Origin of the sequence: Pseudomonas tehranensis, assembly GCF_014268615.1 — a bacterium.
GTDB lineage: Bacteria > Pseudomonadota > Gammaproteobacteria > Pseudomonadales > Pseudomonadaceae > Aquipseudomonas > Aquipseudomonas tehranensis.
Genome location: NZ_JABWQV010000225.1, coordinates 1 through 8,158, shown reverse-complemented (window position 1 = coordinate 8,158; position 8,158 = coordinate 1). Strand labels below are relative to the sequence as shown.

Annotated in this window: 9 protein-coding genes; 8 read left to right on the top strand and 1 reads right to left on the bottom strand. The window is 61.5% G+C overall.

The genetic code is table 11. The features are described 5' to 3' along the window. The first annotated feature begins 73 nt into the window (after positions 1-73). From HU811_RS22295 to HU811_RS22285, 3 genes are all read left to right on the top strand, one after another. On the top strand, positions 74-1,075 hold the full coding sequence (locus HU811_RS22295) for a magnesium chelatase ATPase subunit I (protein WP_186658123.1): 1,002 nt from the start codon (positions 74-76) through the stop codon (positions 1,073-1,075). A 53-nt stretch (positions 1,076-1,128) separates the two neighbouring features. After that, on the top strand, positions 1,129-1,734 hold the full coding sequence (locus HU811_RS22290; protein WP_225248479.1) for a vWA domain-containing protein: 606 nt from the start codon (positions 1,129-1,131) through the stop codon (positions 1,732-1,734). Between the two features lie 197 nt (positions 1,735-1,931). Further along, positions 1,932-3,578: a phospholipase D-like domain-containing protein gene (locus tag HU811_RS22285; protein WP_186658122.1), complete on the top strand. Its 1,647-nt coding sequence runs from the start codon at positions 1,932-1,934 to the stop codon at positions 3,576-3,578. 247 nt (positions 3,579-3,825) lie between these two features. On the opposite strand, the gene HU811_RS22280 is transcribed toward HU811_RS22285, so the two are convergent. Then, positions 3,826-4,272, bottom strand: a complete 447-nt coding sequence (locus HU811_RS22280; RefSeq protein WP_186658120.1) for a thioredoxin family protein — start codon at positions 4,270-4,272, stop codon at positions 3,826-3,828. Positions 4,273-4,619: 347 nt separating this feature from the next. On the opposite strand from HU811_RS22280, the gene HU811_RS22275 reads away from it, so the two are divergent. Genes HU811_RS22275 through HU811_RS22255 form a run of 5 tightly spaced genes read left to right on the top strand, consistent with a single transcriptional unit; the run spans position 4,620 to position 8,107 of the window. Then, the gene (locus HU811_RS22275) at positions 4,620-5,468 is read left to right on the top strand and encodes a transporter substrate-binding protein (protein ID WP_092396073.1); all 849 of its coding nucleotides are present in this window, start codon (positions 4,620-4,622) and stop codon (positions 5,466-5,468) included. 54 nt (positions 5,469-5,522) lie between these two features. Further along, the gene (locus tag HU811_RS22270; protein ID WP_092396075.1) at positions 5,523-6,185 is read left to right on the top strand and encodes an amino acid ABC transporter permease; all 663 of its coding nucleotides are present in this window, start codon (positions 5,523-5,525) and stop codon (positions 6,183-6,185) included. A gap of 9 nt (positions 6,186-6,194) precedes the next feature. Continuing rightward, complete coding sequence (locus HU811_RS22265) at positions 6,195-6,857, top strand: amino acid ABC transporter permease (RefSeq protein ID WP_047227835.1); 663 nt, start codon at positions 6,195-6,197, stop codon at positions 6,855-6,857. Beyond that, positions 6,854-7,675 (top strand): amino acid ABC transporter ATP-binding protein, encoded by an 822-nt coding sequence (locus tag HU811_RS22260; protein WP_275944491.1) that lies wholly within the window; start codon positions 6,854-6,856, stop codon positions 7,673-7,675. The genes HU811_RS22265 and HU811_RS22260 overlap by 4 nt, the downstream gene beginning before the upstream one ends. Positions 7,676-7,717: 42 nt before the next feature. Then, positions 7,718-8,107, top strand: a complete 390-nt coding sequence (locus HU811_RS22255; RefSeq protein WP_047227837.1) for a RidA family protein — start codon at positions 7,718-7,720, stop codon at positions 8,105-8,107. Positions 8,108-8,158 lie beyond the last annotated feature (51 nt).

The following is an 8,158-nucleotide window of genomic DNA, read 5'->3' as shown; positions in this document are numbered from 1 at the left end:
CAGCGGGGATAAATCCCCTCGCCACAAAGACTTTCTCCAAACCGACCTTACCGACCATCTTTGAGAATCGACCATGACCGACATTCCCCATTTCCCGCTCTGCGCCGTGGTCGGGGCCGATGACTTGAAACTGGCCCTGTGCCTGGCGGCGATCGATCCGAAAATCGGCGGAGTGCTGATTGAAGGCCCGCGTGGCATGGCCAAGTCCACCCTGGCTCGAGGCCTGGCCGATCTGCTGGCCAGTGGTCAGTTCGTCACCTTGCCCCTGGGCGCCACCGAGGAACGTTTGGTGGGCACCCTGGATCTGGACGTGGCCCTGGGGGAAGGGCGCGCGCAGTTCTCTCCCGGCGTGCTGGCCAAGGCCGACGGTGGCGTGTTGTACGTCGATGAAGTGAACCTGCTGCCTGATCATCTGGTGGACCTGTTGTTGGACGTGGCCGCCAGCGGCACCAACCTGATCGAGCGCGACGGTCTCTCACACCGGCATCCGGCGCGTTTTGTATTGATCGGCACCATGAACCCGGAAGAAGGTGAATTGCGTCCGCAGTTGCTCGACCGTTTCGGCCTGAACGTGGTCTTGGACGGTCACACCGCACCGGTGGAGCGCGGGCAGATCATTCGTCGGCGGCTGGATTTCGACAGCGATCCGGCAGCGTTCTGCGCGCAGTGGGAACCGACCCAACAGCAACTGCGCGAACGCTGCCAGCAGGCTCGCGACCGGTTGATGCAGATTCCTCTGGATGACCAAGCGTTGGCGCAGATCACCGAGCGTTGTTTTGCTGCCGGGGTCGATGGCTTGCGCGCCGACCTGGTCTGGCTGCGGGCCGCCCGCGCCCATGCTGCGTGGCGCGGGGCGGAGGCCATTGCCGTTGAAGACATTGATGCGGTCGCCGAGTTTGCCTTGCGTCATCGCCGGCGCGAGCCTTCGGCCCCTGCGCCGTCCCAGGCGCCGCCAACCAGCTCCGATCAAACCGCCAGGCCGGACGAAGGCCAGGGGCAGTGGGGTGACCTGCCGGCCCGGGCATTGCCCACCGGTGCTCGGCGTGATGTGCCGAGCTGGCCAAAAAAGCCCTAGGCATTCGCCCCCGTTCGCCCGCGGGGGTGAATGCCAGACCCCGTGCGGGACGCTTGGATCAGGGGCGCCAGGGCCGCAGCAAAGCGGCGGCCAGCGGGGCGGTGAACTGGCCGGGCACCTTGCTCGTTGGCCGTCCACGCCTGCGCGAAGACCTGCGTTTTCAGCAACGCCATCGTTCGCCCCATGAGCTGTGGCTGGTCATCGTCGACGCCTCGGCCTCGACTCGTCGTCATCAAGCCTTGAGCGATGGCAAAGGCCTGCTGGCGCAACTGTTCGATGACGCCTACCGCCAACGCGCCCGGCTGGCGCTGCTGACGGCCAGCGGCAGCGCACCGGCCTGGCAGGTGCAAGGGCTCAAGGCCTCGGCCGGGCTACGGGACTGGCTTGACGGGTTGGGCGCCGGCGGTGGCACGCCGTTGCTGGCGGCGCTGAACGAGGCCGGACGCTGGTTGGCGGCCCGGCGCAAGCGCTACCCGACAGAGCAACAGCGGGTGTTGCTGATGACCGATGGGCGAGTCAAAGAGCAGCTGACACTGCCGCCCCTTGATTGCCCATGCCTGTTGATCGACATCGAACGCGGACCGATTCGCCTGGGCCGGGCCCGGCAATTGGCGGGGCAGTTGGGGGCGCAGTATCGGCATATTGATGAGGTGGTTTGAGTGCGAGGTGTCTGGTCGGGCGCCTTCGCGAGCAAGCCCGCTCCCACACGGGTTCTGCGGTGTTTACGCATTATCTGTTCACAGAAGATCAAATGTGGGAGCGGGCTTGCTCGCGAAGGCATCACCTCGGTCTCGGATCTGCCCCCTCAACCCGGATCACTGCTCTATGCTCAGGCAGTCCCTCACAGGAGTGAACCATGCGCGTACTCGTCACCAACGCCCAGGACGATTTTCGGGTCAAGGCCTACGCCGGCACTAACGGTGTGTTGCTCGCCATGGACCTGGCTGAATCCCGGCGCAAAGGGTTGCTCGGCTTTGCCATCGAGAAGCAGCACGGCACCAAACCCTGGCTGTTCCTGTTCAACAGCCTGACCTTCCCCGACAAAGTGCACACGTTCCCGCAGTTTCGCGCTACGCCGAGCGATAAAGCACCGCTGCAGAAGTTTCGCTGGGCCGACTACGCCATCAACCCCGGCGTGGCCATTCACTACCGCGTGCACTTGGCCTATGGCAGCCCTGACGCGCCGCAACTGGGGGAATCACTTGAGGTGTCAGTGACCAGTGACGATGGTCAGCCAAGCAACCAGGGGGTCATCTTCAACCGTGCCGTGGCGGCCAGCCAGGCCTTCCAGCGCAAATTTCCCGAGTTGGACGCGTTGATCGACGCCAACAAAAACCTGTCCATCGATGACTGGCCCGACGCGCCGCGCCGCTGGCTGGAAAATGGTTTGCTGGGACGCTTGACCGGTTTCATCGACCGGGCCCTGAACGCCAGTTGGGCCTTGGACGTTGCGATTTATGAATATGAACTGCCGGTGATCGTCGCGGCTGTGAACGCCGCTTTCGCACGGGGCGCGCGGGTACGGGTGCTGTACCACGCCGAGCCGGGAGACGACGGCACATTGCGCAACGAAGCCAGCCTCGCAGCACTGCCGGCGGCCAACAAGCGCGGGCGTGTCACGCACAATATTTTCCACGACAAGTTCATCGTGCTGAGCAAGGTCGACGACACCGGCTCATTACACCCCGAGGCCGTGCTGTGCGGCAGCACCAATTTCACCGCCAATGGCGTCTACCGCCAGGCCAACGTTATTCATGTGCTCGACGACCCGCGGGTCAGCGACAGCTATCGCCAGGTGTTCGAGCAGATCTGGGCCGCACCCGAGGACGTGGGGGCCACGCGTCAGTGGATCAATCGGAATAATCCCATGGCTCCCGAGGAGCCACTGTTCACCGGGTTCTCGCCGCGTACCGGAGAGGGCGATCTGGATCGTTTCGTCGATATCATCAATGGCGCTCGCAAGGACCTCCTGTTCGTCACCGCCTTCGCCTTGCCCGACCGGATCCTCGATGCCTTGCTCGGCCAACCCAACGACGACGTGCTGCGTTACGGCCTGCAGAACACCACCAGCCGCATCACTGGCTTTCATGCCGACCGCACCGCCGAATTCGCCGCCACCGCGTTGCTCAATACCGGCCTGGAGGGCTGGCTCAGGGAAAACATGAAAGGCCAGAAAGGCAACTTGCTGGTGCACACCAAAGCGGTCGTCACCGACTTCACCAGCGACACGCCGACCATCATCAGCGGCAGCCACAACCTCAGCGCCGCGGCCAGCAGCGGCAACGACGAGAACTACCTCATCATCCAGGGCGACACCGACCTGGCCGACCGCTACGGCCTTGAGTTGCTGCGCTTCTATGAGCACTACCGCTTTCGCTATTTCGCAAAAAAACTGGCGCTCAAGCAGGTCAAGCCGCTAGCAGTGGATGACAGCTGGACGGACGATTATTACCGCGAGGGGGATTTGCGGAAGTTGTCCAGAGTGAGGTTTTGCGGACGCTAGGTGCAGGCGTCGACCCCGGGGCGGGTCTATTGCCTCACACCTGGTGGAAACAAAAGTTACAAACGCAAATAGAGCGAAGATTTGCATTTCCTGGAACATCGCCGACCAATTGTGGGAGCGAGCCTGCTCGCGATAGCGTCAGGTCATTCAACATCAACATCAACATCAACATTGACTGAGACTCCGTCATCGCGAGCAGGCTCGCTCCCACAGAATACTTGTCTGCTAGTGCAAGATAACCACGCCGTTATCGAAGCGTTGCTCGCAACCTTACGAGCTTCCTTGCCCGGCGGGTGGTGCACACGGTTCGCAGTCGCTGACGTAACCAGTGCAAGTCACGACGCGGCGAACGAGGCGGCCGCCTGGGTTTGGTTCGGCCGATGTGTTCGGCAAAGTTCCGGGTCAGCGAGCCCTGATCGCCGACGCCCTTGAGCTTGCGGCGTAACTTGCCATCCTTATAAAACAGCACAGTGGGTGTCCCGGTGACGTCCGGGTGCCGGGGTGATTCGTCGGTACTCAATTTGTAGATCACCGCCCGATCCTTGAACGTCTCGGCCACCCTGCAAAACAGCGGCTCGGCCCAGCTACAGGCGTAGCAGTGCGGGTGGCCGAAATAGAAGACCACCGGGCGCCAGGTCTTGAGCGCCTTGCGATAGTCCTTGGCTGAGGCGATGTGAGTGATGAATGAATTCATGGCTCGCTTCCCTTCATCGACACGGGTACTCGCAACCATAAGCAACACGGCCGGGCATCGCTACTGTCAGAGTTGACAGTTCAGCGGCTCCGTTTTGGTGCGAAAAAGTATCGTCGGCACCCTGTATGGGGCCTTGCTACCCGGCGGCTGTAGCCAACAGTAGCAGTCCCGGGGCATGTGCCGGCGCCCCTGTTGATCCCTCTGCGCCTGCCATCTTTCTGATTTCATTGGCTTTCCATTTTTCTTACCTCCACGCCGCCAGCCTGTGGCACACTTTCTGCTGTCTATTCCGTTGTTACATACTAAGTTCCGGTATAGCGGAATAAACTGACTCAGGAGTGCTTGCCATGCATCGCCGACCTTCCTTGTTCAAAGCGTGTGTTTTTATCTTCGCGGCCACGACGGCTGCCATGGGTGTCGCTCAAGCGGCGGACAGCAAGCTTGATAGCGTGCTGCAGCGCGGCAAATTGATCGTCGGCACGGGCAGCACCAATGCGCCGTGGCACTTCCAGGGAGCGGATGGCAAGTTGCAGGGTTTTGATATCGACATCGCGCGGATGGTCGCCAAGGGCCTGTTCAATGACCCGGAAAAGGTCGAGTTTGTGGTGCAGTCGTCCGATGCGCGCATTCCGAACCTGTTGACTGACAAGGTCGACATGAGCTGCCAGTTCATCACCGTCACCGCCAGTCGTGCCCAGCAAGTGGCGTTCACGCTGCCGTATTACCGCGAAGGCGTGGGCCTGCTGCTGCCGGCCAACAGCAAGTACAAGGAGATCGAAGACCTCAAGGCCGCCGGCGATGACGTCACCGTGGCCGTGTTGCAGAACGTCTACGCTGAAGAGCTGGTGCATCAGGCACTGCCCAACGCCAAGGTCGACCAGTACGACAGCGTCGATCTGATGTACCAGGCGGTGAACTCCGGTCGTGCAGATGCCGCCGCTACCGACCAGTCTTCGGTCAAATACCTGATGGTGCAGAACCCCGGTCGCTATCGCAGCCCGGCCTATGCCTGGAGTCCACAAACCTACGCCTGCGCGGTCAAGCGCGGCGACCAGGACTGGTTGAACTTCGTCAATACCACCCTGCATGAAGCCATGACCGGTGTGGAATTCCCCACCTATGCGGCATCGTTCAAGCAATGGTTTGGCGTCGAGCTGCCGTCGCCGGCCATTGGTTTCCCCGTCGAGTTCAAATGATCCCGTGAGCCCGGGGCGTCCTTTGAAGGCGCCCCGTTGAAGGTACTGTCGACCATGAATTATCAGTTGAACTTTGCCGCCGTCTGGCGCGATTTCGACACCTTGCTGGCGGGGCTCGGCCTGGGGCTTTCCCTGGCGCTGGTGTCCATCGCCATCGGTTGCGTGATCGGCCTGCTGATGGCCTTCGCGCTGCTGAGCAAGCACCGCGCGTTGCGGGTGCTGGCCTCGGTCTATGTCACGGTGATCCGCAATACGCCGATCCTGGTGCTGATCCTGCTGATCTACTTCGCGTTACCAAGCCTGGGTATTCGCCTGGACAAAATCCCCTCATTCGTCATCACGCTCTCGCTGTACGCCGGGGCCTATCTGACCGAAGTGTTCCGTGGCGGGCTGCTGAGCATTCACAAGGGCCAGCGTGAAGCGGGGCTGGCCATCGGTTTGGGCGAGTGGCAAGTCAAGGCCTACGTCACCGTGCCGGTGATGCTGCGCAACGTGTTGCCGGCCTTGTCGAACAACTTCATTTCGCTGTTCAAGGACACCTCATTGGCGGCGGCGATTGCCGTGCCGGAGCTGACCTATTACGCCCGCAAGATCAACGTGGAAAGCTACCGGGTCATTGAGACCTGGCTGGTGACCACGGCCCTGTATGTCGCGGCCTGTTACCTCATTGCCATGCTGTTGCGCTATTTCGAGCAGCGCCTGGCGATCCGCCGTTAGGAGTGTTCCATGTACGAATCCCCCAGTTGGTTACATGAGTTGTGGGTCGCCCGGGAGACGCTGTGGGCCGGGTTCCTGACCAGCGTGCAGTGCTCGGTGCTGGCGATTTTGTTAGGCACGCTGATCGGCCTGTTCGCCGGGCTGGTGCTGACTTACGGCCGCTTCTGGATGCGCGCGCCGTTTCGTTTCTACGTCGACGTGATTCGCGGCACCCCGGTGTTCGTGTTGGTGCTGGCCTGCTTCTACATGGCCCCGGCCCTGGGCTGGCAGATCGGCGCATTCGAGGCCGGCGCTTTGGGCCTGACACTGTTTTGCGGCTCCCATGTGGCCGAGATCGTGCGCGGCGCGTTGCAGGCCTTGCCCCGTGGGCAGATGGAAGCAAGCCAGGCCATCGGCCTGACCTTCTTCCAGGCGCTGGGTTACGTGCTGTTGCCCCAGGCGCTGCGGCAGATCTTGCCGACCTGGGTCAATTCCTCCACCGAAATCGTCAAGGCTTCGACCCTGTTGTCGGTGATCGGCGTTGCCGAACTGCTGCTCAGCACTCAGCAGATCATCGCCCGGACCTTCATGACCCTGGAGTTTTACCTGTTCGCCGGTTTTCTCTTTTTCATCATCAACTACGCCATCGAATTGCTCGGGCGGCACATTGAAAAGCGGGTGGCTTTGCCATGACTGACGTTTCGAATCTCTCCCATACGGGGCTCTCCAACACAGAACCCTCCAACACCCAACCGCTGCTGGATATTCGCGGTCTGCGCAAACAATACGGCCCGGTGGAAGTGCTCAAGGGCGTGGACCTGAGCATGCAGCGCGGCAATGTGGTCACCCTGATCGGCTCCAGTGGCTCGGGCAAAACCACGCTGCTGCGTTGCGTGAACATGCTTGAGGAGTTCCAGGGCGGGCAGATCGTGCTCGATGGCGAGGCCATCGGCTATGACGAGGTGGACGGCAAGCGCGTGCGCCATCCGGAGAAAGTCATCGCCCGGCACCGGGCCATGACCGGCATGGCCTTCCAGCAATTCAACCTGTTCCCTCATTTGACGGCGTTGCAGAACGTCACCCTGGGCCTGCTCAAGGTGAAAAAACTGCCCAAGGACCAAGCCGTGGCCCTGGCCGAGAAATGGCTGGAGCGGGTCGGCCTGCTGGAGCGGCGCGATCATTTTCCCGGTCAGTTGTCCGGCGGCCAGCAGCAGCGTGTGGCAATCGCCCGGGCGATTGCCATGAACCCTAGCCTGATGCTGTTCGACGAAGTGACCTCGGCCCTGGACCCGGAACTGGTGGGCGAAGTGCTGAATGTGATCAAGGGGCTGGCCGAAGACGGCATGACCATGCTGCTGGTGACCCACGAGATGCGCTTTGCCTTCGAGGTGTCCGACAAGATCGTGTTCATGAACCAGGGCCGCATCGAAGAGCAGGGCCCGCCGAAGGAACTGTTCGAACGGCCGCAGTCGCCGCGGCTGGCTGAATTTCTCAAGAACACCCGTTTTTAATTCTATTGAACCTTTGATGGCTACAAGCAAGGAGAAACACCCATGAGCATTACGCGCTACGGCACCGGCAGCACCGCAGGCGGCGGCCAGCCACGACCCTTCGCCCGGGCCGTGGAGGCCGACGGCTGGCTGCACGTGTCCGGTCAGGTGCCGGCGGTGAACGGCGAGATTATTGTCGGCGGGATCGTCGAGCAGACCCACCAGACCATGAAGAACCTGATCGCGATTCTTGAAGAGGCCGGTTATGGCCTTGAGGATGTGGTGCGCTGCGGTGTGTGGCTGGAGGACCCGCGGGACTTCTGGAGTTTCAACAAAGTATTTGGCGAATACTTCAGCCCCGAACATGCCCCGGCCCGGGCTTGTGTGCAGGCCAATATGATGGTTGATTGCAAGGTCGAGATCGATTGCATCGCCTACAAGAAAAAGGCCTGACTTCATAAAGGCTGGCATTCTAGGCTTTTGTGGCGAGGGAGCTTGCTCCCG

Bases quoted from the DNA above. Each gene is read 5' to 3' on its own strand.
- HU811_RS22275 (WP_092396073.1), top strand. From the start codon at position 4,620: ATGCATCGCCGACCTTCCTTGTTCAAAGCGTGTGTTTTTATCTTCGCG.
- HU811_RS22295 (WP_186658123.1), top strand. From the start codon at position 74: ATGACCGACATTCCCCATTTCCCGCTCTGCGCCGTGGTCGGGGCCGAT.
- HU811_RS22255 (WP_047227837.1), top strand. From the start codon at position 7,718: ATGAGCATTACGCGCTACGGCACCGGCAGCACCGCAGGCGGCGGCCAG.
- HU811_RS22280 (WP_186658120.1), bottom strand. From the start codon at position 4,272: ATGAATTCATTCATCACTCACATCGCCTCAGCCAAGGACTATCGCAAG.
- HU811_RS22285 (WP_186658122.1), top strand. From the start codon at position 1,932: ATGCGCGTACTCGTCACCAACGCCCAGGACGATTTTCGGGTCAAGGCC.
- HU811_RS22265 (WP_047227835.1), top strand. From the start codon at position 6,195: ATGTACGAATCCCCCAGTTGGTTACATGAGTTGTGGGTCGCCCGGGAG.
- HU811_RS22260 (WP_275944491.1), top strand. From the start codon at position 6,854: ATGACTGACGTTTCGAATCTCTCCCATACGGGGCTCTCCAACACAGAA.
- HU811_RS22270 (WP_092396075.1), top strand. From the start codon at position 5,523: ATGAATTATCAGTTGAACTTTGCCGCCGTCTGGCGCGATTTCGACACC.